Origin of the sequence: Dactylosporangium salmoneum, from assembly GCF_039532525.1 — a bacterium.
In the GTDB taxonomy this organism is placed as follows: domain Bacteria; phylum Actinomycetota; class Actinomycetes; order Mycobacteriales; family Micromonosporaceae; genus Dactylosporangium; species Dactylosporangium salmoneum.
The window spans coordinates 47,189-72,625 of the sequence record NZ_BAAARV010000062.1; the positions used below are offsets into that span (position 1 = coordinate 47,189).

The 25,437-nt window shown below is 73.5% G+C and carries 19 protein-coding genes and 1 pseudogene; 9 read left to right on the top strand and 11 right to left on the bottom strand.

All coding sequences use genetic code 11. From position 1 onward, the window contains the following. Window positions 1-2 precede the first annotated feature (2 nt). From ABD352_RS32050 to ABD352_RS32060, 3 genes are all read right to left on the bottom strand, one after another. The gene (locus ABD352_RS32050) at window positions 3-419 is read right to left on the bottom strand and encodes an SRPBCC family protein (protein WP_344616254.1); all 417 of its coding nucleotides are present in this window, start codon (window positions 417-419) and stop codon (window positions 3-5) included. 66 nt (window positions 420-485) lie between these two features. Further along, window positions 486-2,717: an Hsp70 family protein gene (locus ABD352_RS32055; protein WP_344616255.1), complete on the bottom strand. Its 2,232-nt coding sequence runs from the start codon at window positions 2,715-2,717 to the stop codon at window positions 486-488. A gap of 336 nt (window positions 2,718-3,053) precedes the next feature. Then, entirely contained in the window at window positions 3,054-3,713 is a 660-nt protein-coding gene (locus ABD352_RS32060) for an HAD family hydrolase (protein ID WP_344616256.1), read from the bottom strand. 143 nt (window positions 3,714-3,856) lie between these two features. Between ABD352_RS32060 and ABD352_RS32065 the strand changes: the two genes are divergently transcribed. After that, window positions 3,857-5,614, top strand: a complete 1,758-nt coding sequence (locus tag ABD352_RS32065) for a hypothetical protein (protein WP_344616257.1) — start codon at window positions 3,857-3,859, stop codon at window positions 5,612-5,614. Between the two features lie 25 nt (window positions 5,615-5,639). On the opposite strand, the gene ABD352_RS32070 is transcribed toward ABD352_RS32065, so the two are convergent. The 4 genes from ABD352_RS32070 to ABD352_RS32085 are packed head-to-tail and all read right to left on the bottom strand — an operon-like array spanning window position 5,640 to window position 10,228. Next, on the bottom strand, window positions 5,640-6,761 hold the full coding sequence (locus tag ABD352_RS32070) for an LLM class flavin-dependent oxidoreductase (protein WP_344616258.1): 1,122 nt from the start codon (window positions 6,759-6,761) through the stop codon (window positions 5,640-5,642). After that, on the bottom strand, window positions 6,758-7,858 hold the full coding sequence (locus tag ABD352_RS32075; protein WP_344616259.1) for an LLM class flavin-dependent oxidoreductase: 1,101 nt from the start codon (window positions 7,856-7,858) through the stop codon (window positions 6,758-6,760). Before ABD352_RS32075 ends, ABD352_RS32070 begins: the two co-directional genes overlap by 4 nt. Beyond that, window positions 7,851-9,182 carry an NtaA/DmoA family FMN-dependent monooxygenase gene (locus tag ABD352_RS32080; RefSeq protein WP_344616260.1) on the bottom strand — a complete coding sequence of 444 codons (1,332 nt, stop codon included), beginning with the start codon at window positions 9,180-9,182 and terminating at the stop codon, window positions 7,851-7,853. Before ABD352_RS32080 ends, ABD352_RS32075 begins: the two co-directional genes overlap by 8 nt. Then, window positions 9,179-10,228: an LLM class flavin-dependent oxidoreductase gene (locus tag ABD352_RS32085; protein ID WP_344616261.1), complete on the bottom strand. Its 1,050-nt coding sequence runs from the start codon at window positions 10,226-10,228 to the stop codon at window positions 9,179-9,181. Before ABD352_RS32085 ends, ABD352_RS32080 begins: the two co-directional genes overlap by 4 nt. A gap of 189 nt (window positions 10,229-10,417) precedes the next feature. On the opposite strand from ABD352_RS32085, the gene ABD352_RS32090 reads away from it, so the two are divergent. The 4 genes from ABD352_RS32090 to ABD352_RS32105 are packed head-to-tail and all read left to right on the top strand — an operon-like array spanning window position 10,418 to window position 15,411. Beyond that, entirely contained in the window at window positions 10,418-12,037 is a 1,620-nt protein-coding gene (locus ABD352_RS32090) for an ABC transporter substrate-binding protein (RefSeq protein ID WP_344616262.1), read from the top strand. Between the two features lie 3 nt (window positions 12,038-12,040). Beyond that, window positions 12,041-12,961, top strand: a complete 921-nt coding sequence (locus ABD352_RS32095) for an ABC transporter permease (RefSeq protein WP_344616263.1) — start codon at window positions 12,041-12,043, stop codon at window positions 12,959-12,961. A 5-nt stretch (window positions 12,962-12,966) separates the two neighbouring features. After that, window positions 12,967-13,815 (top strand): ABC transporter permease, encoded by an 849-nt coding sequence (locus ABD352_RS32100; protein ID WP_344616264.1) that lies wholly within the window; start codon window positions 12,967-12,969, stop codon window positions 13,813-13,815. Next, window positions 13,816-15,411, top strand: a complete 1,596-nt coding sequence (locus ABD352_RS32105; protein ID WP_344616265.1) for a dipeptide ABC transporter ATP-binding protein — start codon at window positions 13,816-13,818, stop codon at window positions 15,409-15,411. It begins immediately after the preceding gene. Here the strand turns inward: ABD352_RS32105 and ABD352_RS32110 are convergent. Beyond that, window positions 15,373-16,959: a pectate lyase family protein gene (locus tag ABD352_RS32110; RefSeq protein ID WP_344616266.1), complete on the bottom strand. Its 1,587-nt coding sequence runs from the start codon at window positions 16,957-16,959 to the stop codon at window positions 15,373-15,375. The genes ABD352_RS32105 and ABD352_RS32110 overlap by 39 nt on opposite strands. A gap of 224 nt (window positions 16,960-17,183) precedes the next feature. After that, window positions 17,184-17,600 (bottom strand): tRNA (N6-threonylcarbamoyladenosine(37)-N6)-methyltransferase TrmO, encoded by a 417-nt coding sequence (tsaA, locus tag ABD352_RS32115; protein ID WP_344616267.1) that lies wholly within the window; start codon window positions 17,598-17,600, stop codon window positions 17,184-17,186. A 25-nt stretch (window positions 17,601-17,625) separates the two neighbouring features. Here tsaA and ABD352_RS32120 point away from each other — a divergent pair, with 25 nt between their 5' ends. From ABD352_RS32120 to ABD352_RS32125, 3 genes and pseudogenes are all read left to right on the top strand, one after another. Next, entirely contained in the window at window positions 17,626-18,312 is a 687-nt protein-coding gene (locus ABD352_RS32120) for a GNAT family N-acetyltransferase (RefSeq protein ID WP_344616268.1), read from the top strand. Window positions 18,313-18,317: 5 nt separating this feature from the next. After that, window positions 18,318-18,680: pseudogene (locus tag ABD352_RS57780) on the top strand (NACHT N-terminal helical domain 7-containing protein); the annotation flags it as partial. Window positions 18,681-18,714: 34 nt separating this feature from the next. After that, a complete protein-coding gene (locus ABD352_RS32125) occupies window positions 18,715-20,664 on the top strand; it encodes an NACHT domain-containing protein (protein WP_344616269.1) in 1,950 nt (649 codons plus the stop codon). Here the strand turns inward: ABD352_RS32125 and ABD352_RS32130 are convergent. Next, window positions 20,619-21,221: a mycothiol-dependent nitroreductase Rv2466c family protein gene (locus tag ABD352_RS32130; protein WP_344616270.1), complete on the bottom strand. Its 603-nt coding sequence runs from the start codon at window positions 21,219-21,221 to the stop codon at window positions 20,619-20,621. The genes ABD352_RS32125 and ABD352_RS32130 overlap by 46 nt on opposite strands. A 266-nt stretch (window positions 21,222-21,487) precedes the next feature. Here ABD352_RS32130 and ABD352_RS32135 point away from each other — a divergent pair, with 266 nt between their 5' ends. After that, the gene (locus tag ABD352_RS32135; protein ID WP_425553714.1) at window positions 21,488-23,134 is read left to right on the top strand and encodes a lectin; all 1,647 of its coding nucleotides are present in this window, start codon (window positions 21,488-21,490) and stop codon (window positions 23,132-23,134) included. Here the strand turns inward: ABD352_RS32135 and ABD352_RS32140 are convergent. Next, a complete protein-coding gene (locus ABD352_RS32140) occupies window positions 23,131-25,437 on the bottom strand; it encodes an Hsp70 family protein (RefSeq protein ID WP_344616272.1) in 2,307 nt (768 codons plus the stop codon). The genes ABD352_RS32135 and ABD352_RS32140 overlap by 4 nt on opposite strands.

Sequence of the window (25,437 nt, forward strand, 5' to 3'; positions counted from 1 at the left end):
TTCTAGCCTTCCGCTCGCAGTACCAGTGCGGCGAGCACCACCGGGAAGTCCGCCGTGATCGCGGGGCCGAGCTGCGGGCCGATCTGGGCCGCGGCCGGGCCGGTGATCTCCGTGCGGTACACGACGCGGGTGCCGCCGGACGGGAGCGGCTCCAGGCGGTGCACGGTCGTCACCACGAAGTCGCCGGCGTCCATGATGTCGGTGAACCGCTCATGTGGTACCACATCGGCCAGCACCATCGCGATCGGCTCCTCGCCGGGCGGGGTCATGGTGAACCGCGTGCCCGGCGCGAACGGGCCCTCGATCGCGGCCTTCTCGACGCCCGCGTTCCAGGCCGGCCAGTTCGGCACGTCGACCCAGACGGTCCAGATGCGCTGCGGGGCGGCCGTGCTGTCGACGGCGTGCTCGTACTCCCACATGAGGGTGCCCTCCCACTCGCGAGCTAGTCTTCGCGGAGATTATCGCCGCGCAGACTAACTCGCAAGTCACTGGGTCACGCGGTACTGGGACGTCGCCGACCTGTGCGACGTCCGGCCGACGAGCTGGACGATGACGGTGGTGCCGGTCTTGGTGCCGGCGGGGGCGACCGTCACGCTCTCCTCCACCGCGCCCTGGTCGTCGGCGGTCAGCGTGGTGAGCGCCTTGGTACCGGTCTTCACCTCGATGCGCTCCCCCGGCTCGAACCCGCTGGCGGTCAGCTTCACCGCGGCGCCCGCCTTGCCGCTCGGCGGCTGCACCAGCACGACGGCCGACCCGGCGCCGGCCGAGCGCGCCGGGCTGGCGGACGGGCCGGCGGGCGGCCCGGACGCGGCGACGGAGCCGCTCGGCGCGGGACCGGCGCCGAACAGGCTCTCCACCTTGGTCTTGCCGTCGTGGACGAGGTCGCGGCCCCACGGGGTGACCGCCAGGATGATGGCCAGCGGCAGCAGCGGCAGCGCGGCGAAGCGCAGGCGGCGCAGCAATCCGCCACGGCGCCGCCTCGCCGGCGGCGCGGGCTCGGGCCGCGCCTCGGGGCGTTCGTCATCGTCGTCGGGCGGCATGAGGTCGGCGTCGCCGTACACGGCCACGTTGCCCTGAATCGTCACGCCCGGCCCGATGATGACCGACGGGCGGGGACGGCGCTGCGGCGGCATTTCCGGCGCATTCGGTACGGCCCGCGGCCCCGCCTCCCCCGGAGGGCCGGCGGGATGGACGCTGACCGGGGCGGCGCTCGACCCGGGATAACCGCTCACGGGAACCGCGGCGGACGGGAACCCACCCGACGCGGTCGCGCCGTAGACGGTGCCGGTCTGGGTACGGTCCGCGGGCGGCCCCTCTCCCCCCGGACCGAACGCGCCGCCGCCTGGGCCGAACGCGCCGCCACCCGAACCGAACGCGCCGCCACCCGAACCGAACGCGCCGCCGCCCGGACCGAACGCGCCGCCACCCGAACCGAACGCGCCGCCGCCTGGGCCGGACGAGCCGGCGGACGGGCCGAACGAGCCGGCGGGCGAGCCAGCGGATGTGCCGGACGAGCCGGCCGACGGGCCGAACGAGCCGGCGGGCGAGCCAGCGGATGGGCCGGACGAGCCGGTGGACGGGGCGAAGGAGCCGGTGGACGAGCCGGTCGACGGGGCGAACGAGCCGGGGGCGCCGTTCGCGGACGGGCCGGGACCGTTGGCCAGCAGGAGGGCGCCGAACGCCACGGGGAGCTCGGGTTGCTCCGGCACGACCGGGGCCAGGCCGAACCGGGCGTGCAGCCGGCTCGCCACCAGCGGCAGGCGACTCGACCCGCCGACGAGCACGATCGCGTCGAGCCGGGCGGGCGTGACGCCGGAGCGGTCCAGCACCCGCCGGGTCTCGTCCACGGCGCGGTCGACCAGCGGGCCGGCGATGCGGTCGAGCTCCTCCCGGGTCAGGTGCACGCCCCGGTCGCTGCCCGGGATGTGCACCGGGGCCGACGAGGTCCGGGCGAGCATCTCCTTGGCCTGGCGTACCTCGGACCAGAACGTCCGCCGGTCCCGGAACTCGCCGGGCGTGCCGGGCGCCGCCAGCCGCTGCCAGAGGCCGGGATCGCCGGTGGCGACCAGGTGGCCCAGGTGGCCGACGAGGGCCGCGTCGACGTCGGTGCCGCCCAGGTCGGCCAGGCCGCCGGTGGCGAGCACCCGAAGGCCGGCCGGGGCCGCCTCGACCACGGTGACGTCGAGCGTGCCGCCGCCGAAGTCGAAGACCACCGCGCAGCGGCCCGGGGTGAGGCGGCCGCCGAGGGCGCGGACGCAGTACGTGGCGGCGGACACCGGCTCGTCGAGCAGCGCGACCCGGCCGAGCCCGGCCCGGGCGGCCGCGTCGAGCAGGACCGCCCGCCGGGTGTTGCCCCAGTCGACTGGGCAGGTGAGGACGGTCGCCCCGGCCACCGGCACGCCGGTCTGGGCGGCCTCGGTCGCGGCCCGGCGCAGCACGGCGGCGAGCAGCTCGGCGACCGGCAGCTCGCGGTCGCCCAGCAGGATCGCGCCCTCGTCGATGCGGCCCTTCGGGTTCGGCTCGAACCGGGCGGCGTCGGTCATCATGTGCCGCTCGGCGTCCCGGCCGACGAGCAGCGCGCCGGCCCGGTCGGCGAAGACCGCGGAGGGCAGCATCGGCGAGCCGTCGAACAGCAGCGGCCGGGGCGTGCCGTCGCCACGGTCCACCACCGCGACCGTGTTGGACGTGCCGAGGTCCACCGCGAACCGGAAAGGCATCGCGGCATCCTATCCGCGCCCGTGCGAGCCGGGCACCAGCCCGTCAGAGCCGAGCGAGCAACTCCGGCCCACGCCCGCGCGAGCCGAGCGAGCAACTCCGGCCCACGCCCGCGCGAGCCGAGCAAGCAACTCCGGCCCACGCCCGCGCGAGCCGAGCAAGCAACTCCGGCCCACGCCCGCGCGAGCCGAGCAAGCAACTCCGGCCCACGCCCGCGCGAGCCGAGCAAGCAACTCCGGCCCACGCCCGCACGAGCCGAGCAAGCAACTCCGGCCCACGCCCGCACGAGCCGAGCAAGCAACTCCGGCCCACGCCCGCGCGAGCCGAGCACCGGCCCGTCAGAGCCGGGCGAGCAGCTCCGGGAGCGGCAGGTCGGTGGCGGCGCGCAGCACCACGTCGGCCGCGGAGAAGGCGGTCGGGTCGGTGTACGGGTTGGGGATCGCCACGCAGCGCAGGCCCGCCGCCTTCGCCGCGGCCACCCCGTGCGCGGTGTCCTCGAAGGCCACCACCCGGCCGGGCGGGAGGTCGAGGCGTCGCAGGGCGAGCAGGTACACGGCCGGGTCGGGCTTGTGGCCGGCCACCTCGTCGCCGAAGGCCCGCGCCTCGAACCGCCCCAGCTCGCCGACCCGGGTCAGGTGGTCCTCCACCCACGCCCGGGGCGAGCTGCTCGCCACCGCCAGGCGCAGGCCCAGCCCGGCGGCAGCGGCGAACCAGTCCCGGACGCCGGGGGCGAGGTCGAGGCCCTCGTGGAGGGTGTCGCGGTACGCGATCCGGCGCGCGTGACTGGCCGGGCGGTCGAAGCCGGAGCCCACCGCTGCGGCGAGCGCGGCGTAGTGCTGCTCGGACGTGTCGCCGCCGTGGTCGGCGAAGAACGTGGACTCGTCGAGGGCGAGGCCGTGGTACGCCCACTCGGTCCGCCACGAATCCAGGTGGGTGGTCTCGGTGTGCATGAGCAGGCCGTCGAAGTCGAACACGAGCGCTTCGATGCCGGGTGCCATGCCGGCCACGGTACGGGCGGACGGTGGACCGGGACGGTCCCCGCGGGGGCGTCTATGACGCGCGTCACGTCCAGCGGACCTGCGGCGCAAGCTGGCCGGTGGACCGATTCCCGAGGACACCTCGCATCCAGTACGGTTCCTGCGTGATTCACGGGGATAACTCGGAGCCGGTGTCGGCTCCGGCCGGGGCGGGCCCGCAGGAGCCCGCGGCACCGGCCGGGCCGGAGGCCGCCGCGCCGCCGCTCACGCCGGAACCGCCACCGGCCCCGACCTCCGCGGCACCACCCGCCGCGAACGCCGAACCGTTCGCAGGCCCCGCAGCTCCGGCCGGACCACCGCCGATGGCCGCAACGCCCGAGCCGAGCCCGGCCACCTCGCCGGTGCTTGTCGCCCAAGACCCCGAGAGGCCCGAGCCGAGCCCGGCCACCTCGCCGGTGCTTGTCGCCCAGGACCCCGAAGGGCCCGGGGAGACCACCGAGCCGGTGGCGTACCAGGGGCCGCGCACGACGGTCACCGGTGCGGGCCTGCACATCCCGCAGCAGCGCGGCCCGGAGATGTACACGCCGGCCGCCTACCCGTCGCCGGCGTCGCCGCCCCCGTCGTACTACCCGCCGCAGTACCCCGCCGGCTACTGGCCCGGGCAGCCGCCGCTCCCGCCGCGACCCCGGCGCCGCGGCCTGGTCGCGACCGGCGTCGTCGGCGCGGCCGTCCTGGTGCTCGCCCTGCTCATCGGGATCGCCTTCGCCGGCTCCGGCGGCAGGAAGCCCGTGGCTGGCGACGCCCACCCGCTCGCCGCGCGCTCCACCGCGGCCGGCGCGGCGGCGACCGCGACGGGCTCGCCCAAGGCCGAGACCGGGGTTTCGGGCCCGATCCTGAACGCGCTGGGCAAGCAGTCGAAGGCGCTGCTGGCCGGCGACCGCGACGGGTACCTCGCCGGCCTCGGCGGCGGCCTGCAGGACGGGTTCGCCCGCCGGTTCGGCTCGCTGCGCGCGATGGGCGTGCAGACGTGGACGCCCTCGCTGGTCGACCGGCCCTCGCAGAACGCCGACGGGACCTGGTCCACCCTCGTGCGCTGGGACTACTGCTTCGGCCAGGGCTGCACCCAGACGTTCCCGCAGGTCGTGCAGACCTCGTGGACCGTCTCCGGGAACACGGCGACGGTCGCGAAGTACGAGCAGACCTCCGAGCCGTGGGACGCCTCCGTGCTGCAGACGTCGGTCGGGCGGCACGTCATCGTGGCCGGCACCGCGGCCAGCGCGAGCAAGCTGCAGCGGGTGGTGGCCAAGGCCGACGCCGCCGCGGACGTCGCGGACCGGTTCGCGAAGTGGGACCCGCCGCCGAAGTGGTACATCGTGTACATCGCCGGCGAGGGCGAGTGGAAGTCGTGGTGGGACAACGGCGACATCGGCGCCAACTACGACGGCTACTCGACCGGCCCGCGCGGCATCGTCATGCAGGCCGCCGACGCCGGCCAGGACTTCCTGCAGATCCTGCTCACGCACGAGTTCGGCCACGTGGTGACGGTCGGCGAGGACTACGGCACGGCCAAGACCTGGTGGATGACCGAGGGCATCGCCGACTACATCGCCAACGGCGACGGGCGCACGATGCAGGGCCGGCTGCCCAGCGTGCGGTGGTTCGTCAAGCACGGCTGGGACGGGACCATCACGCTCGGGCCGCCGCCGGAGAGCGCCGGCGGGGAGGAGATCAGCGGACGGTACGGCGTCGCCCTCATCGCCATCAACTGCCTGGCCAAGAAGTTCACCGAGCCGAAGATGCTCGACTTCTTCGGCGAGGTGGTGCGCAAGCAGGCCTCGCTGGAGGACGCCTCGGCCAAGGTCTTCGGCACCGAGTGGGCGGGCGTCGCGTCCTCGTGCGCCGGTCAGGTGCGCAACGCCTGACCGGCGCCCGGGCACACCCGAAGCGTCATGCGAGCCAGTGCGAGGCCAGCAGCTCGAAGGAGCGGGCCCGGTCCCCGTGGTCGTGGGTGATCGTCGTGACGAGCAACTCGTCGGCGCCGGTCACCCGCTGCAGCACCGCGAGCTGCCGCGACACCTCCGCCGCGGTCCCCACGAACTGCGTGTCCAGCCGGTCCTGGACCAGCGCCAGCCGCTCCGGCGGCAGCGGCGAGGCCGATGCCTCCGCCGGCGTCGGGAAGGGGATCGCGCCACGGCCGGAGCGGATGCTGTACACCCAGTGCCCATACGGCGACGCCAGCCGCCGCGCCTCCTCGGCGGTCTCCGCGACCACCACGTCGGCGGAGACCAGGACGTACGGCCGGTCGAGCACCGCCGACGGCCGGAACGCCGAGCGGTAATGCTCCACCGCCTCCAGCACGGTGGCCGGCGACACGTGGTAGTTGGCCGCGAACGGCAGGCCCCGCTCCCCCGCCACCTGCGCGCTGCGCCCGGCGCTGCTGCCCAGGATCCACAGCTCGGTCTTGGCCCCCTCCCCCGGCGTGGCGTGCACGTCGACCCCGTCCCGGGCGTAGGTGCCGCCGATGAGCGCCTGGATGTCGTCGACCACCTCGGCGAAGTCCGGGGACTCGGCGCCGGGCTGCTGCTGCAGGCCCGCGTGGACGGCCCAGCGCGGTGACGCCGCGATGGCGGTGAAGTCGAACGGCGGCGGGATGAGCAGGCCGTCGACGACCGCCGACGAGGTGCGCGGGGCCGGGCGCGGCGCGGCGGCGGCCGCGAGGGCCTCCGCGCGGCGCTGGCCGGAGCGGCCCAGGCCGAGGTCGATGCGGCCGGGGAAGACGGCGTCGAGCAGCCCGAAGCTCTCCACGATGGACAGCGGGGTCTGGTGGCCGACCTGGACCGCGCCCGAGCCGACGCGGATCCGGTCCGTGGCGGCGGCGATGAGCCCGATGAGCACCGCCGGGGCGGCGCTGGCCACGCCGTCGGCGAAGTGGTGCTCGGCGACCCAGTACCGGTGATACCCGTACGACTCGGCCCGCCGGGCCAGGTCGACGCTGTTGCGCAGGGCCGCGCCGGCGTCGCTGCCCGACGGGACGGGGGCGAGGTCCAGAATGGACAGTGGAACGCTCACGACGACCTCCCCAGGACGCCCTCGGCGAAGGCGTAGGCCTCTTCCAGATGCGGATAGCCGGACAGAATGAACTCGGAGATGCCGGCCGCCCGGTACTCCTCGATGCGCGCGGCCACCTCGGCGTGGCTGCCGACGAGCGCGGTGCCCGCCCCGCCGCGGACCAGGCCGATGCCCGCCCACAGGTTGGGCGCGACGAGCAGCCGGTCGCGGTCGCCGCCGTGCAGGGCCAGCATGCGCCGCTGTCCCTCCGAGTCCAGCCCGCGCAGGCTCTCCTGGCGCTGCCGTACCGTTGCCTCGTCCAGGCCGGCGATGAGCCGCTCGGCGTCGTCCCAGGCGCGCTCGGCGGTGTCGCGGGTGATGACGTGCAGCCGGATGCCGAACCGGAGCTCCCGGTCGTGGGCGGCGGCCTCGGCCCGCACCTTCTCCACCTTCTCGGCCACCTGCTCGACCGGCTCGCCCCAGGTGAGGTACACGTCGGCGTGCCGGGCGGCGAGGCGGACCGCGGCGGGCGAGGAGCCGCCGAGGTACACGGTGGGGACGGTCGGCGGCGGTTCGCGCAGCAGCCCGCCCTCGACGGTGTAGTGCTGGCCGGCGTGGTCGAACGGCTCGCCGCGCCAGGCGGAGCGCACGACGTCGAGGAACTCCCCGGCCCGCTCGTAGCGGGCGTCGTGGTCGAGGAAGTCGCCGTAGCCGCGCTGCTCCGCCGGGCTGGAGCCGATGACCACGTTGAGCAGCAGCCGCCCGGCGGACAGCCGCTGGAAGGTGGCGGCCATCTGCGCGGCCAGGACCGGGGCGACGAGGCCGGGCCGGAACGCGACGAGGAAGCGCAGCCGCCGGGTCTGCGCGACGAGCGCGGCCGTGGTCAGCCAGGCGTCCTCGCAGTGCACGCCGGTCGGGGTGAGCACCCCGGCGTAGCCGAGCCGGTCGGCGGCGCGGGCGATCTCGCCGAGGTACTCCAGGCTGGGCGCCCGGTGCGTGGCCGAGCGCGGCAGCGCGGCCGCGTCCTGGGCGCCGATGATGCCGCCGTGGCTGCCCGGGCCCACGGCCCGGTCGTCGCCGCCGGTCGGCAGGAACCAGTGGAAGACGGGGTCACCCATCGGCCAGGCCCAGGTGCCCGCGCAGGGTCGTGGTCGCGTACTCGGCGCGCAGCACCCCGCGCTCCTGCAGCAGCGGCACGACGGTGTCGACGAACTCGTCGAGCCCGCCGGGGACGATGTGCGGCACGAGGATGAAGCCGTCGGCCGCCCGCCGCTGCACGAAGTCGTCGATGGTGGCGGCGATGGTCGCGGGGGTACCGATGAAGCTCTGCCGCCCCGTCACCTCGATGACGAGGTCGCGGATGCCGAGCCGCTTCTCCTCGGCCAGGGCGCGCCACTGCCGGGCGGTCGCGACCGGGTCGTCGAACATGCGGGCCCGGCCCTTGATGATGCTGTCGGCCTCGGGGACGGGGTCGAACGGCGGCAGCGGCCCGTCCGGGTCGAAGTCGCTCAGGTCCTTGTTCCACAGCTGCTCCAGCAGCAGGATCGCGGTCTGTGGGCTGACCTGCTGGCGGCGCACGTGGTGGGCCTTCTCGCGGGCCTCGTCGTCGGTGGCGCCGAGCGCGAAGGTGGCGGCCGGCAGGATCTTCAGCTGGTCCGGGCGGCGGCCGAAGCGGGCCATGCGGCCCTTCACGTCGTCGTAGAACGCCCGGCCGGCCTCGAACGTGCTGTGCCGGGAGAAGATGGCGTCGGCGTCGGCCGCGGCGAAGTCCCGGCCGGCGTCGGAGTCGCCGGCCTGGATGATGAGCGGGCGGCCCTGCGGGCTGCGGGGCACGCCGAAGCGCCCGGCGATGTCGACGTGACGTCCCTTGTGGACGAACGCGCCGGGCCCGGCCGTGCGGGTGAACACCCCGGCCGCCGGGTCGGCCACGACCTCGTCGGCGGGCCAGCTGTCCCACAGCTCGCGGGCGGCCCGCAGCACCTCGGCGGCGCGACCGTAGCGGTCGGCCCGGTCGAGGTAGCCGCCGCGGCGGAAGTTCTCGCCGGTGAACGCGTCGGAGGAGGTGACCACGTTCCAGCCGGCCCGCCCGCCGGTGAGGTGGTCCAGGGTGGCCAGCCGCCGGGCCAGGTCGAGCGGCTCGTTGAAGGTGGCGTTGACGGTAGCGGTGAGCCCGAGGTGGGTGGTGACCGCGCCGAGGGCGCCGAGGACGGTGAGCGAGTCGGGGCGGCCGACGACGTCGAGGTCGTGGATGCGGCCGCGCTGCTCGCGCAGGCGCAGCCCCTCGGCGAGGAAGAAGAAGTCGAACCGGCCGCGCTCGGCGGTGCGGGCGAGGTGCTCGAACGAGTCGAAGGCGATCTGGCTGCCGGCGGCCGGGTCGCTCCACACGGTCGTGTTGTTCACGCCGGGGAAGTGCGCGGCGAGGACGACCTGGCGCTTGGTCATGCCGTCACCGCCGCGTACCGGCTGGCGGGCCGAGCGAGGCCGAGGTGGCCGCGCAGGGTCGCCGACTCGTAGCTGTCGCGGAACAGGCCGCGCCGGCGCAGCTCGGGCACCAGACCGTCCACGATGGACAGCAGGTCGGCCGGCAGGACCGCGGGGCGCAGCCGGAAGCCGTCCAGCCCGGCGGCCTGCCACTCGGTGAGCAGGTCGGCCAGCTCGGCGGGGGTGCCGTTCACGACCTGGGCGTCGCCCGGTGGCGCCTCCCCGACCACCAGGTCGGCGAACACCTTGATTGGCCGGTCGGTGAGCGAGCGGACCTCCTCGGCGATCGCCCGCGCCGAGTCCGCGCCCGACGGGGTGACGAACACGACGTCGGCGTGGGCGGCGGCGAACTCGTACACCGGCCGGGCGTGCGCGAGGACCGCCACGACCGGCTGGCCCTGCGGCGGGCGCGGCGTGATGGACGGGCCCCTGACGCTGAAGTGGCGGCCGGCGAAGTCGATGTAGTGCAGCCGGTCGCGGTCGATGAACCGGCCGGTGGCCACGTCGCGGATCTCGGCGCCGTCCTCCCAGCTGTCCCAGAGGCGGCGCACCACCTCGACGTGATCGGCGGCGTCGGCGAACACCTCGTCGAACGGGCGCCCGGCGTCCGGGGCGACCTGCGCCCGCCAGCCGCCCCGGCCGCGGGAGACGAAGTCGAGCGTGGCCAGCTGGGTGGAGACGTGGAACGGCTCGGTGGTCGTGGTGACCACCGTCGGCACCAGGCCGATCCGCGAGGTCAGCGGGGCGACGCGGGCCGCGATGAGCAGCGCGTCGAGCCGCCCCCGCACGCGGTCGGTGCGCCCCTCGCCGGGGTCGCCGTCCGGGTGGTACGCGTCGCGGTCCTCGATGGTGACGAAGTCCAGCAGGCCGCGCTCGGCGTGGCGGACCAGGTCGGTCCAGTAGCCGGCGGTGAGCAGCTCGCCGGGGCGGGCGCCGGGCGCCCGCCAGGCGTCCGGATGCCAGCCGGCGCGGTCGAGCGCGACGGCCAGATGCAGTCGTTCGGGCATGACGAAACCTCCGAGATCCGGAGCGATTAAGCCGACTAATCCTACGTGCGAACTATGATTTACACCAGGGGTTCGTGACGCGGGCCTCGGTTCGTTGACTTGCCCGGCGGGCCGCTGCTGCACTGGCGAGGACGCCGCCGCATCGATGTCGAGCGGGTCGCCTCCTACACCCTCCATTGGGGATTCTCCATGCGCAGATTTCTTGCCGGTCTCGCCGTGGCCGGCCTGCTCCTCGCCGGCTGCCAGGGCGCCGGCGCCGACCCCGCGGCCGGGGCCGGCGCGCCGGTCCAGGGCGGCAAGCTCACCTGGGGCGTCGAGACCGAGCCGATCACCTTCAACCCGCACCAGTACGCCCAGGCCAAGGCCCGCCTGCTGGTCTGGAACAGCTTCGATGCCCTGCTGACCCACGACGACAAGGGCGGGTACCTGCCCTGGCTGGCGTCGTCGTACTCGGTGTCGGCCGACGGGTTGACGTACACCTTCAAGCTCCGCGACGACGTGACGTTCCACGACGGCGAGAAGTTCGACGCCGCCGCGGTCAAGGCGAACCTCGACCAGCTGCAGGTTCCCGGGTACGCCCCGTCGGTCCTGGCCACCCAGCTGAAGCACTTCAAGGACGCCGTGGTCGCCGACGCCACCACGATCGAGATCCACCTCAACCAGCCCGACGTGCTGATCCTGGACTTCTTCGCCTCGCCGCAGGGCGCCCAGATCGCGCCGAAGTCGCTCAAGAGCCCGAACCTCAAGGCGGGCGGCCCCGACGTGGTCGGCACCGGGCCGTTCATCCTGGACCGCTACACCAAGGGCCAGGAGGTGCACTACAAGCGCAACCCGGACTACAAGTGGGCGCCGTCCAACGCCGGCCACCAGGGCCCGGCCTATCTCGACGAGGTCACCTACCGCTTCCTGGGCGAGTCCTCGGTGCGCGTCGGCGCGCTGACCTCCGGCCAGGTCGACGTGGCCGAGGGCATCCCGGCGACCGAGCAGGAGTCGGTCAAGGCCGACCCGAACCTGACGTTCAGCCGGTCGCTCAACAGCGGCACCGCGTACAACTACTACTTCAACCAGACCCGCGCCCCGTTCGACGACATCCGGGTCCGCAAGGCCTTCCGCGACGCGGTCGACGTGGACGCGGTGCTGCGGGGGGTGTACCGCGGCACGGCCACCCGCGCCTGGAGCATCCTCAGCCCGTCCGGCCAGTTCTACGACCCCTCCCTGGAGAAGACCTACGGCAACAACCCCGCCGATGCCAACGCGCTGCTGGACGAGGCCGGCTGGTCCGCCAAGGACGCCGACGGGTTCCGCACCAAGGACGGCAAGCGCCTCACCGCGCGCATCGTGCTCTCCGCGCCGTACGTGCGGGACAAGCGCGACATCCTCGCCCAGGCGGTGCAGGCCGCGGTCAAGCAGACCGCCGGCATCGACCTGCAGGTGAAGATCGTCGACGCGGGCACCGCGACCGACGCGATCAACAAGAACGAGTTCGAGGTCTTCGACAACTCCCGGGCCGACACCGACGCCGGCGCCGCGCTGAGCCTCATCCTGCCCAAGGGCGCGCCGATCAACCGGCACGGGTACAACTCGCCGGAGATCGACCAGCTGGTGGCCCAGGCCGGCGCGACCGGCGACGTGGCCAAGCGCAAGGAGATCTACGTCAAGCTGCAGAAGCTGCTCACCGACAACGCGACGCTGCTGCCGCTCTACGCCCCGGCCGATCAGGTCGCGGCCCAGAAGAAGGTCGGCGGCCTCGGGTTCGAGCCCACGGCCGGGGTGCCCGGCAGCGCCTACAACGTCTGGATCGGCAACTAGGCCATGCTCAAGCCGATCCTGCGACGCTTGGGAAGCGGGGCGGCGGTCCTCTGGGCCGCCGCCACCGCGGCCTACCTGGCGCTGCACCTGGCGCCCGGGGACACCGTCGACACCCTCGTCGGCGACGGGCCCGACACCCCGGTGATCCGCGCGCAGATCGCCGCCGACCTCGGCCTGGACCGCCCGGCCGTGGTGCAGTACCTCGACTACCTGTGGCGCCTGCTGCACGGCGACTTCGGCCGCTCCTACGTGCTGCAGCGCCCCGTCATCGACATCATCGGCAGCCAGATCTGGCCCACCGTCAAGCTCGCCCTGGCCGCCAGCGCATGCAGCGTCGTCATCGCCGTCGGGCTGGCGCTGCTCACCGCCGGGCGGCCGCGCTGGCTGGCCGGGCTGGTGTCCACGGTGGAGCTGACCGTCGTATCGGCGCCCGCGTTCCTCATCGGCATCCTGCTGCTGAGCCTCTTCTCGTTCCGGCTGGGCTGGTTCCCGGTCTCCGGCGACCGCGACGCCTCGGCGCTGGTGCTGCCCGCGCTGGCCCTCGCCCTGCCGATCGGCACCCTGCTGAGCCAGGTCATCCGGGACGGCCTGGAGCGGGCCGTGGAGGAGCCCTTCGCGGTCACCGCCCGGGCCCGCGGGCTGACCCGGCGGGCGCTGCTGTGGCGGCACGCGCTGCGCCACGCGCTGCTGCCGGCCGTCACGCTCGGCGGCACGCTCATCGGCTTCCTACTCAGCGCCGCCGTCGTCGTCGAGCGGGTCTTCGGCCGGCCCGGGCTGGGCCAGGTCGCCACCCAGGCCGTCGGCGACAAGGACATCCCGGTCGTGCTGGCCGTGGTGATGCTCGCCGCCGCCGTGTACGTGCTGCTGAGCACGCTCGCCGACGTGGCGTACCTCGTCATCGACCCCCGGCTGCGAAGGAGCTGACCACGGTGGACATCTCGCTGCCCGCACCGTCCACGGTGGACCTCCGCTCGCGGTGGCGGCTCCCGGCGGCGGTCGTGCCGCTCGCGCTGCTGGCCGCCGTGGTGGTCGCGGTGCTCGCCCCGTCGCTGCTGACCGGGGCCGACCCGCTGGCCGCCGACCCGCTGAGCGCGCTGCAGCCGCCCGGCGGCGCGCACTGGTTCGGCACCGACCAGCTCGGCCGCGACGTGTTCGCCCGGGTCGTGTACGGCGCGCGGTACTCGCTGAGCATCGGCGCGGCCGCCACGGCCCTGTCCGTGCTCGCCGGCGGGGTCATCGGGCTGGTCGCCGGGCTCGCCCCGCGGATCGTCGACGAGCTGCTGAGCCGGGCGCTCGACGTGCTGTCGGCCTTTCCCGAGGTACTGCTGGCGCTGCTGTTCATCGCCTTCACGCAACCCGGCACGCCCAGCCTGATCCTGGCCATCGCGCTCGCGTTCGCGCCCCGCTACGGGCGCATCGTGCGGGCCCAGACCCTGCTGGTGCGCCGGGCCGGCTACGTCGAGCAGGCCACGACCCTCGGGCTGTCCCGGGCCCGGCTGGCCTGGCGGCACATCCTGCCCAACGTGCTCGGCCCGCTGCCGATCCTGGCCACCATCGGGCTCGGCGGGGCGATCGTCAACGCCGCCGCGCTGAGCTTCCTCGGCATGGGCCCGCAGCCGCCGTCGCCGGAGTGGGGCGCGATGCTCGCGGAGAGCCGCAGCTACCTGCGGGTCGCCTGGTGGACCGCGATCCTGCCGGGCCTCGCCCTGACCGCCACCGTCGTCTCGCTCACCGCCGTCGGCCGGCGGCTGCAGGCCCGCTTCGAAGGCAGGCACTGAATGTCCACAGTGGTATCGAACCTGCACGTGACCTTCCCCGGCGCGGTGCATGCCGTGCGCGGCGTGAGCTTCTCCGTCGAGCCCGGCGAGTGCGTGGCCCTCGTCGGCGAGTCCGGGTCGGGCAAGAGCGTGACCGCGCGGGCGCTCGTCGGCCTGGCCGGAGAGGCCGCGGTGGTACGGCACGAGGGCCTGGTCGTCGCCGGACGCGACACCGGCGGCTTCGCCGACCGGGACTGGCGGCGGCTGCGCGGGCGCCTCGCCGGCCTGGTCCTGCAGGACGCCCTCGTCTCGCTCGACCCGCTGCGCACGATCGGCGACGAGATCGCCGAGACGCTGCGCACCCACCGCATCGGCACCGCGGCCGAGCGCCCGGCCCGGGTGGCCGCGCTGCTCGAATCGGTGGCCGTGCCGCCCGACCGCGCCCGTTCGCACCCGCACGAGCTGTCCGGCGGGCAGCGCCAGCGCGCGCTCATCGCCGCCGCGATCGCCGCCGACCCGCCGCTGCTCATCGCCGACGAGCCGACCACCGCGCTCGACGTGACCGTGCAGGCGCAGCTGCTGCGGCTGCTCGCCCGGCGCAAGGCCGAGGGCGGGGCCCTGCTGCTGGTCAGCCACGACCTGGCCGTCGTCGCCGGGATCGCGGACCGGGTGCTGGTCATGCGGGAGGGCCGGATCGTGGAGCAGGGGCCGGTCGCGCGGGTGCTCGCCGCGCCGGAGCACGAGTACACCCGGATCCTCCTCGCGGCCGTGCCCACCGCCGCCTCCCGCGGGCGCCGGCTCTCCTCCCCCGGCCGGGAACCGCTGCCGCCGCGGGCCGCGCCGGGCGAGGTGGTGCTGTCCGCCACCGGCGTGCACAAGCGCTTCGGTGACCGCAGCGCCGTGCAGGACGTCGGCTTCGAGCTGCGCCGCGGCGAGACGCTCGGCGTCGTGGGCGAGTCCGGGTCGGGCAAGACGACGCTCGCCCGCATCGCGCTCGGGCTCCTGGAGCCGTCGGCCGGGCGGGTGCTGCTCGGCGGCGAGGACTGGAGCGGCGTGCCCGAGCGGCGGCGCCGGGCCCGCCGCCGGCGGCTCCAGGTCGTCTCGCAGGACCCGCTGGGCTCCTTCGACCCGCGGTACACCGTGGAGGAGATCATCGGCGAAGGACTCACCGAGCGCGGCCGGGCCCGCCGGGACCGCGTGGTCGAACTGCTCGAACGGGTCGGGCTCGGCGCGGACCATCTGCGGCGGCGGCCCCGCCGGCTCTCGGGCGGGCAGCGGCAGCGGGTCGCCATCGCCCGGGCCGTCGGGCCGCGGCCGGACGTGCTGGTCTGCGACGAGCCGGTGTCCGCGCTGGACGTGTCGATCCAGGCCCAGGTGCTGGACCTGCTGGCCGAGCTGCAGGCCGCGGACGGCACCGCGCTGCTGTTCATCTCCCACGACCTGGGCGTGATCCACCACGTCGCCGACCGGGTGCTCGTCATGCAGGGCGGCCGGGTCGTCGAAGAGGGGCCGGTGAACGACGTGTTCACCGGCCCCTCGCACCAGTACACGCGGGAGCTGCTCGCCGCGTTGCCGAGCCTAGATCTTGCCGGTGCCGGCGCCCGCGGTGACGCTTGACTTGACGGTGGCCGAGCTCTCCAGCGAGTAGGAGTACGGGATGCTCGCCACGCTGCCGCTGGTCAGGATCGGGCCCGAGTTCACCGTGGTGTTGTTGCGCGCCACCAGGTTGCCCGGGTCCGAGTCGCCCTCGTGCAGGTGGGTCGGCTCGGGGATGTTCTCGAAGGAGTTGCCCTCGACGAGCACCCCGGCGCCCATGGTGGTGGCGATGCCGTAGCTGTAGTCGAAGGACTGGGTCTGCACGTAGTAGTTGTTGAACACGTGAACCGGGTTGGCGAAGCGCACCCGCGGGTTGCGCTCGGCGCAGTTGCTGAACAGGTTGTGGTGGTACGTGACCCGCAGGTGCCCGGTGTCCTCGGACGCGTTGGAGTCGCTGTGCCCGACCAGCGAGCACTTGATGTGGTCGTGGATGCGGTTCCAGGACGCCGTGATGTAGTCGGCGCCGTGCGTGATGTCCAGCAGCCCGTCGTAGTAGTCGGTGCCGTGGCTGGTATCGCTGGACAGGTCATTGTGGTCGATCCACAGCCGGGTGGCGCCGTCGATGTGGATGGCGTCGCCGTTGCCGTTGCCGGCCAGGACCTTCGAGATGTTCATGTTGCGCACGATGACGTTGCTGACGTCGCGGATGTTGATGCCGCAACCGACCAGGCCGGAGCCCGAGCCGACGCCCAGAATCGTCTTGTTGGCCGCCACCCGCACGTCCTCGCTGCAGCTGAACAGGCCGCTGACGCGAATGGTCTGGGTCGCGGCCGACTTCGCCTGGGTGACGAGGTCGGCGTAGCTGGTGACGGTGACCGTGCCGCCGCCGGCGCCGCCCGTCGTGCCGCCGCCCTGGGTCGCCCAGCCGACCGGCCCGGTGGTGGGCGGCGGAGTGCCCGTCGGCCCGCCACTGGTCGGCGGCGTACTCGGCGGTGTGCTCGACGGCGTGGTGGTGCCCGAGTCCGTGACCGACACGTCGTCGAACCGGCCGCTCGCGTAGCCGGTGAACAGGCCGATCCGGCCCGCCGTGACGGCCGTGCTCGTGGCCGAGCCCACGCTGGTGCCGTCGATCGACCCGGAGATGGTCGAGCCGCTGACGGAAAGTTTCAGCGTGTACCACGTGCCGGTGGAGACGGTCCGCGACAGCGTCGCGAGATCGGTGACGGAGCTGCCGTTCATGTACTGCAGGCGCACCGCGCCGCTGGTCAGGGCCAGGCGGTACATCTGGGTGGCGCCGCTGGCCCGGGCGGCCAGCGCCACCACGCTGCCCGAGTTCGCGAACGAGGTGGCCTTGACCCGGGCCTGCACCGAGTAGTTGGTCCAGCTGGTGGAGCCGGCGAACTGGCGGGCCCGGTCGGTGCCGGAGTCGGACTGGTCGAAGGCCTTGGAGCCGTCGGTCACGACGCTCCAGGTGCCGCCGGACTTCGACCAGTCACTGGTGCTGCCGGATTCGAAGTCGGCGCTGAACAGCGTCGCGGCCAGGGCGTCGGGGTTGAGCAGCGCGATGGAGGCGGCGACGAGCAGCGTAGCGGCGCCGCCCAGACCGACCAGCCTTTTCTTGGATGACATTGGCTTCCGTGCTCCTTGTCGACGGGGTTTCGACTAGGAAAGCGCATTCCTAAGGCTCAACGTCCCACCGTAGACAGACCGAAGTCAATGCCTGGCGTTTGCAGGTCAGTTGCAGGAATTCTTGTGGGGTCAGCGCTCGTCGACCGTTTTGGGATCGACGCTCGTCGACCGTTTGGATCAGCGCTCGTCGACCGTTTGGATCAGCGCTCGTCGACCGTTTGGGATCAGCGCTCGTCGACCGCGCCCAGCACGGGCTTCACGTCGAGGACCGGCGTGCCGTGGACGGCCTCGAGCCCGTCGACCCGCACCCGCAGCCCGTCGACGGCGAGAATCCCGGCCCGGTGCAGCCCGATCGGGTTGGGCCGGTCGGGCGCCCGCGTGCTGAACACCCCGGTCTCGGGCCGCGTGCGGTCCCCGCGCGGGTGCACGGCCAGCACGTCCCGGTCGGCCTGGTGCAGCCAGGTCAGCAGGATGATCTGGTCCCCGGGCCGCAGGTCGGCCAGCGCCGCCCGCACCCGCTCGTCGAACACGACCCACGCCGGCGGCGCGCCCTCGTCCCCCTGCCGCGGCGCCCCGGCCCGGTCGGTCAGCTCCGACTCGACCCGGCCCACGGGCCGCACCACGAACCCGTCATGCTCCACCCCCGGCACCCTACACTCGGCGACGATGGAACTTCACGACGTCCTCGAAGCGCCGGTCTGGGCCGCGCTGCACGGGCCGCACCACATCTTCGCCGAGCACTCGGGCCGCGCGGCCCGCTTCCACCCGGATGTGGCCACGTTCTGCGCCCTCGCCCCCGACGCGGGCCCGGAGGCCTGGCCGGACCTGGCCAAGCTGGCCGGCCCGGGCGCGGACGTCCTCCTGGCCGGCCCGGTCCCGCCCGTCCCCGCGGACTGGGCCCTCCGCCACGAGATCCCGGGCGTCCAGCTCGCCGCCGTGGCGCTGGACACCGCGCCGGACCCGTCCGCGGTACGGCTGGGCGCCAACGACGTCGACGAGATGCTCGACCTGGTGGCCCGCACGCGGCCCGGCCCCTTCCTCCGCCGGACCATCGAGCTGGGCACGTACCTGGGCCTGCGCCACGAGGGCAGGCTGATCGCCATGGCCGGCGAGCGCATGCACCCACCGGGCCACACCGAGATCAGCGCCGTGTGCACCGACCCGGCCTTCCGCGGCCGGGGGCTGGCCACGCGGCTGATCCGCGCCCTGGCCCACGACATCCGCGCCCGCGGCGAGACGCCGTTCCTGCACGCCTCGGCCTCGAACACCAACGCCATCCGCCTGTACGAGTCCCTGGGCTTCGAACAGACCCGCCCCACCACGTTCCGAGTCCTGCGCACCCCGAGCGCCTGACCACCATGCGTCCCCTCACCTACCGCGAAGCAGCCGCCCTGCTCGGCGAGCAGGGACCACCGCCCATCCGTTTCGCCGACATGAAGACACGGGCCGAGGAACTGGGCCGGCGGATGACCACGGATCTGCCGGACCAGCTTCGGGGCCTCTCGCGCTACGAACGCACGCAGTGGCTGCTGGCCACGCACACGGTCCTCGTCATCGCCGCGCTGTTCACAGCCCTCGACGGCACGGCCCTGCCATTCGACGTCCGACGGGCCCGGCCGAGCGGGGGCGAAGAGAAATGGGTGCAGCGGCTGGTGAACGCCGAGGTGCCCGCGCCGGCCACCTATCTCGACGCGGACCAACAGGCCCCACACCTGAGGCTGTTCCTGGACGACCATGCGCCGGAGGCGGCCGTAGGTGGCGGTGATCCTGCTGGATGGTTTCGACGAACTGCTCCAGGCGGCCGGGGTCAGCCATACCGACTATCTGGAGCGGGTGGCCCGGTTCCAGCAGCGCGAGGCCGACCAGGGCCGGCCGGTGGCGATCGTGGTCACCAGCCGGATGGCCGTCGCCGGTCATGCCCGCATCCCGGCCGGCACGCCGGTGATCCGGCTCGAACCGTTCGGCCCGGATCAGGTCCGGCGGTGGCTGTCGGTCTGGAACGCCGCCAACGTCGCCGGGCTGCAGCGGCGCGGGCTCGCGCCGCTGACCACCGAGCAGGTGCTCGAGCACCGCGACCTCGCGATGCAGCCGCTGCTGCTGCTCATGCTCGTGCTGTACGACTCCGACGCCAACGCGCTGCAGCGCCACGAGCAGTCCTTGGGCAAGGCCCAGCTCTACGAGCGGCTCCTATGGACCTTCGCCGAACGGGAGGTGCGCAAGCTGCACGGCGGCTCGCCGGAACAGACCATCCGCGAGCTCGTCGAGGCCGAGCTGGCGCGGCTGTCGGTGACCGCATTCGCGGCGTTCAACCGCGGCCGGCAATGGGTCACCGCGGCTGACCTCGACGCCGATCTCACGGCCCTCCTCGGCGACGCCGGCCCGGCCGGCGCGGCCGACCGCCGGGCGCCGCTCGGCCCCGGCGACCGCGTCCTGGGCCGCTTCTTCTTCGTCCAGCGGGCGGAGGCGCTGCGCGACGGCCGCCGCCTGACGACCTATGAGTTCCTGCACGCGACGTTCGGTGAGTACCTCGTCGCCCGCCTCACCATGCACGCCGCACGCGACCTCGCGCGGCAGGAGGCGGCCGCCGCGAACTCGGTCCTCGGCGGCGGCCGCGGCCAGGACGGCCTGCTGTACGCACTGCTGTCCTTCGCCTCGCTCACCGCCCGCGACTCGATCTTGCGGTTCGTGGCAGAGCTGACCTCAGACAGCGAGCGCGACGACGTCCGGGCCTTGCCCGGCGCGCTGCTGCGCCGCATCGACGCGCGAAACGATGCGCGCTTCGCCGACTACGCACCGGCTCGGCTGCCGGCCCCGTCCCGGTACGCCCGCTACAGCCTCAACCTCGTGCTGCTGGCCGCGGCCCTGCACCGTCAAGGCGGCATCCTGGTGAGCGACCTGTTCGGCGGCCTCGACGGGCTCGTCGAATCCTGGCGCCGGCACGCCCTGCTGTGGGCCTCGGCGCTACCCGCCGAGGAGTGGCGGTCCCTGCTGTTCTCGCTGCGCGTGGTGCGCGTCCGCACCGGCGGCCAGCCGGACCTGATGGTCACCATCGGCCGCGCCGACCCGGGCCCGGTCGACCTCGGCTGGCAGTTGGACCACACGCAACCGGTGCCGCCCGATGAGTTGCGGCTGCAGGCAAATCTCCTCTGCGACCGCGGCAACGATCCGGCCTTCCATGCGCTCGATCCACTGCTGAGCCGGATGGGCCCGGGACTCACCTCGGTGATCCGGCAGTTGGATCGTCCGGCGACGACCATCGGCGCCCTGCTGCTCGAACTCTGGTCGGCCGAACCCGAGCAAGAGGGCCTGACCGACCGGCATGCGTTCCTCGTGGCTGCTCTGGTAGACACCTGGCTGCGGCAACCGGAGGCCCGATTCGACGCCCTGATGACGCGGGAACTCGAACTGCTCGAGCGGCACGCGACGATGCTGGATCGCCGGACGTTGACCACGCTGCTGAACGCGCTTTTCCGCAACCCCGCCCTGCTCACTCGCGTACCGCTCCGGCTCGGGCTCCGGGCGGCGGTGGCGAACCTGGCCCGGGCGCCGTTCGACCGGGACGACCCACTCCTTGGCCTCGCGTTCACGCTGGCGAGTCGAGTTCCGCGGGAGGACGTGCAGCCGTCGGAGCGTCTCGAGCCGCTGCTCGAGGACTTGTATCAGTCGACGCTGGGGGATGTGCGGTTGCCGCGCTTCAGTTCGTAGAAGCCCGGGGTCTGCATCATCAGGTGCATGCCGTCGAAGAGCCTGCCGGCGGCCTCACCGCGCGGGACCGGGGTCACCACCGGGCCGAAGACGGCCGTTCCGTCGATGTGGATGGCCGGGGTGCCGAGGTCCTCGCCCACCGGGTCCAGGCCGGCCCGGTGGCTGGACAGGAGGACCTCGTCGTAGGTGTCCACGGTGGACGCTTCCGCCAGGGACTCGTCCAGGTTCAGGGCCTTCAGCGTGCCCCGGTACAGGTCCTCGCCGATCGGCTGCCGGTCGTGGTGGATGCGGTTGCCCATCTCCGTGTACAGGTCGCGCAGGACCGGCGGCCCGTAGGTCTGTTCGGCGGCGATGAGCACGCGCACGGGGCCCAGGGTGTCGGCGAGCCAGGTGCGGTACCAGTCGTCCAGGTTCTCGCGGTCCTTGTTGAGCAGCCAGAGGCTCATCACGTGGAAGCGGGCCTCCACCGGGCGGACCCGCTCGACCTCCAGCAGCCAGCGGGAGGCGTTCCAGGCCCAGGGGCACTTCGGGTCGAACCACATGTCCACGACGATCATGCAGTCATTCAAGCCCCCGGCGTTGGACCGCGGAAGTTCCAATTCGCACCCGATTCTACTGGGCCAAGTTCCGGGAAAAGGTTGGGCTAAGAGGCGGCTAAGCGAGCATCAATGATCTCCACAGATGCGTGTTGAGCTGCGCAAACATTCGCGATCAAAAGCGCACATCGATTGACCGGGGAGCGCGGCGATACCTAGGCTCCGGTCGATTAGGAAACCTTGCGAACAGATCGGTGGCACGCGCGATGGGGATCTCACGACGGACCGTGATCGCTTCCGGGCTCGCGGTGGGCGGAGCGGGGGCGCTGGCCTTCTACGCGACGCCTGACGGGCTGGCGGCCAGCGCCCCCGGGGACGTGGTCGGCAAGGTGACGGTCGGGTACCAGGGGTGGTTCGCCTGCCCGGGCGACGGCGCGCCGATCAACGGCTGGTGGCACTGGAGCCGCGACTGGTCGCAGGCGCCGTCGCCGAGCCAGGCCGCGACCAAGTGCTGGCCCGACATGCGCGAGTACGCCAAGGGGTACCGCACCGCCTTCTCCAACCTCGGCAACGGGCAGCCGGCGAACCTCTACTCCTCCTACGACCAGCAGACCGTGGACACGCACTTCCGCTGGATGCAGCAGAACGGCTGCGACACCGCGGCCCTGCAGCGGTTCAACCCGTTCGGGGGCGAAGGACCGACCCGCGACGCGATGGCCGGGAAGGTGCGCGGCGCGGCCGAGGCGACCGGGCGGAAGTTCTACATCATGTACGACGTCAGCGGCTGGGCCGACATGCAGGGCCAGATCAAGACGGACTGGACCACGAAGATGTCGGCGCACACCGCTTCGGGCGCGTACGCGCGGCAGAACGGCAAGCCGGTCGTGGGCATCTGGGGCTTCGGGTTCAACGACGAGAACCACCCGTGGAGCCCGGCCGCCTGCCTCGACGTCATCAACTGGTTCAAGGCCCAGGGCTGCTACGTGATGGGCGGCGTGCCCACCCACTGGCGCCTCGGCACCGACGACTCGCGGGCCGGGTACCTCGACGTCTACCACGCCTTCGACATGCTCTCGCCGTGGATGGTCGGCCGGATCGGCGACGCGGCCGGCTCGGACTGGTTCTACACCAACCGGACCGTCGGCGACCTCGCCGACTGCGCCGCCCACAACGTCGACTACCAGCCGTGCGTGCTGCCCGGCGACATGACCGTGCCCGGCCAGCGGGCGGGCGGCGACCTCATGTGGCGGCAGTTCTACAACATGGCCCGGGCCGGGGTGAAGAGCGTCTACATCTCGATGTTCGACGAGTACAACGAGGGCAACCAGATCGCCAAGACGGCGGAGGACGCCTCGATGGTCCCGGGTGGCTCGGGCATGCGGGCCCTGGACGCCGACGGCGTGCGCTGCTCGTCCGACTACTACCTGCGGCTGACCAACGACGGCGGCCGGATGCTCAAGGGCCAGATCGCGCTCACCGCCACCCGCCCGACCCCGCCGATCCCGGCCGCCACCCCGACCACGCCGCCGCCGACCACCAGCCCCGGCAACGGCGTGACGCTGCGCGCGCGGGCCAACGACCGGCTCGTCACCGCCGAGAACGCCGGGGCGGCCGCGCTCATCGCCAACCGCACCGCGGCCGGGGACTGGGAACGCTTCGACCTCGTCCAGCTCTCCGGCGGCGACGTGGCGCTGCGGGCCCGGGTCAACGGGAAGTACGTGTGCGCGGAGAACGCGGGCGCGGACGCGCTCATCGCCAACCGCGCCGCGATCGGCGCCTGGGAGACCTTCGGGCTCGTGCACAACCCGAACGGCACGGTCAGCCTGGTGTCGCGGGCCAACGGCCGCTACGTGTGCGCCGAGAACGCCGGTGCCGCGCCGCTGATCGCCAATCGGACCGCGATCGGCCAGTGGGAGCAGTTCGACATCGGTTAGCCGGTGTACTTGAAGGCCTCCACAGTGGACGTGCCGTCGAGGTGCTTGGTGCCGTTGTAGCCGCCGACGACGTACATGACGCCGCCGGAGAGGGCCATGGCCATGCCCGAGCGCGGCACGTCCAGCTTGGGCAGCAGCGGCGTCTTGGCGGCGTCCTGGCACCACCAGTCGTAGACGGTGCTGCCCTGGTTGCCGCCCAGCGTGCACAGGCCGACGCCGGTCAGGTTGGCGGCGACGGCGCCCTCGCGGGGCTGGTCGAGCTTCAGGGTGGGGTTGATGACCACCTTGTGCTGCAGCAGCATGTCGACGGTGTCCTTGGTCCGGTTGCCGTTGGCCTGCTGGATGCCGCCGAGGAACCAGATCGTGCCGGCGGCGTCGGTGGCCGCGGCGAGCTTCTCCCGCTTGTCCGACAGCTGGCCGATCTGGTCCCAGCCCTTCCCGCCCAGCGCCCAGATGGTGTCGGCCGAGTCCCTGTCGGGCTGGGTGCCGCCGGCGTAGACGATGCCCCCGCCGTCGTAGATGGCGGCGCCGGAGTTGCGGGGCTTGGGCAGTGCCGGGCCCTCCTCCCACCGGGTCGCGCCGACTGGCAGCTTCCAGACCTTGTCGGTCGCGCCCTTGCTGGTCAGGCCGCCGAGGACCCAGATGGCCTGGTTCGGGTCGGCCACGACCGCCATGTGCGACAGCGGCTCCGGCAGGTCCGGGCCCTTGCCCCAGGTCTTGTTCTCGATGTCGTAGACGTACACCGTGTTGAGCTGTGGCCGCGGTGCCACCGCGCTGAGGCCGCCGATGACGAAGAGCTTGCTGTCGGACACGATCGCGGCGCCGGCGCCCTCGAGGGGCACGCCGGGCAGATCCGGCAGCTTGGCCCACTGGCCGATCGGCTTCGGGGCGTCCCCGCCGCCACCGTTGTAGGTCTTGAGCGCGAAGATGCCACCGGCGATGACGAGCAGCACCACCGCGATGCCGGCGATCAGCGCCGCCTTGGAGCTGGCCGGAGCGGGCTCCTCGGCATGCCCCACGGCAGGCGATACCGGGGCCGCGGAAACGGGCGACGCGGAGACGGGGACGGCCGACACCGGAGCAACAGAAACCGGGATGCCGGACATGGGCGCCGCGGAGACCGGCACCGGCATCGACTCGGTGCCGTAGGCGGCCGGAGGGCCGGTCATCACCGGCGGACGGGGGGCGCTCACCGACGCGGTGCCGGTGAAGGAGCTGACCAGCTCGGAGGGGTGCACCACGGCGCCCTCGGCCACCGGCAGTTCCGGCTGCTCGAGGACGGTCGGCACGACCTGTAGCTCCCGGTGCAGCATCCGGGCGACCAGCGGCACCCGGGAGGAGCCGCCGACGAGCAGGATGCCGGCCAGGGAGCGCGGCTCCAGCCCGCTCTCGCGCACCACCCGGGCCGTCTCGGCCACGGTGCGGGCGATCATCGGGCCGATGCGGCTCTCGAGCTCCTCGCGGGTGAGGTGCATGGCGGCCTCGACGCCCGGGACGCTGACCGGCGCGACCGTGGTCCGCGACAGCATCTCCTTGGCCCCGCGGACGTCCTCCCAGAACAGCCGCCGGTCGCGGCGGTCCTGAGCGGTGCGCGGGTCCTGCAGCCGGCGCCACACGGCGGGCTCGGAGGTCTGCAGCACGCCGCCGAGGAGGTCGACCAGGGCGGCGTCGAGGTCGAGGCCGCCGACGTCCTCAAGGCCGCCGGAGCCGATGACGGCGAAGCCCTGCGGCTCGTTGCGGACCACGGCGATGTCGATCGTGCCGCCGCCGAAGTCGTAGACCACGACCGCCTCGCCCTGGGGCAGCGGGTGGTTGAGGGCGCTGATGAAGTACCGGGCGGCGGCCACCGGCTCCTGGATCATGCTCACGTCCTGCCAGCCGGCGGCCAGCGCGGCGTCGTGGAGCATCTTGCGCCGGGTCTGGCCCCAGGAGGCCGGGTAGGTGAGCACGACCGGCGGGGCGAAGCGGGTGATCTCGGCGACCCCGACGGCGACGGCCCGCAGCACCGCGGCGAGCATGTGCACGGTGGGCACCTCGGCGCTGCCGAGCAGCACGGAGGGCTCGTCGATGCGCCGCTTCGGGTTGGGCTCGTAGCGGCCGGGGTCGAGCTGGGCCAGGCGCGCGGCGTCGCGGCCGACCGCGAGCTGCCCGTTGTCCTGCAGGAACACGTTCGACGGCATGAGCGGGGCGCCGTCGAAGAGCACGGGGCGGCGCCGCCCGTCCGGGGAGCGGATCACCGCGACCGTGTTCGAGGTGCCGAGGTCGATGCCGACGACGTAGCCGCCGGGCGCCGGGCTCACCAT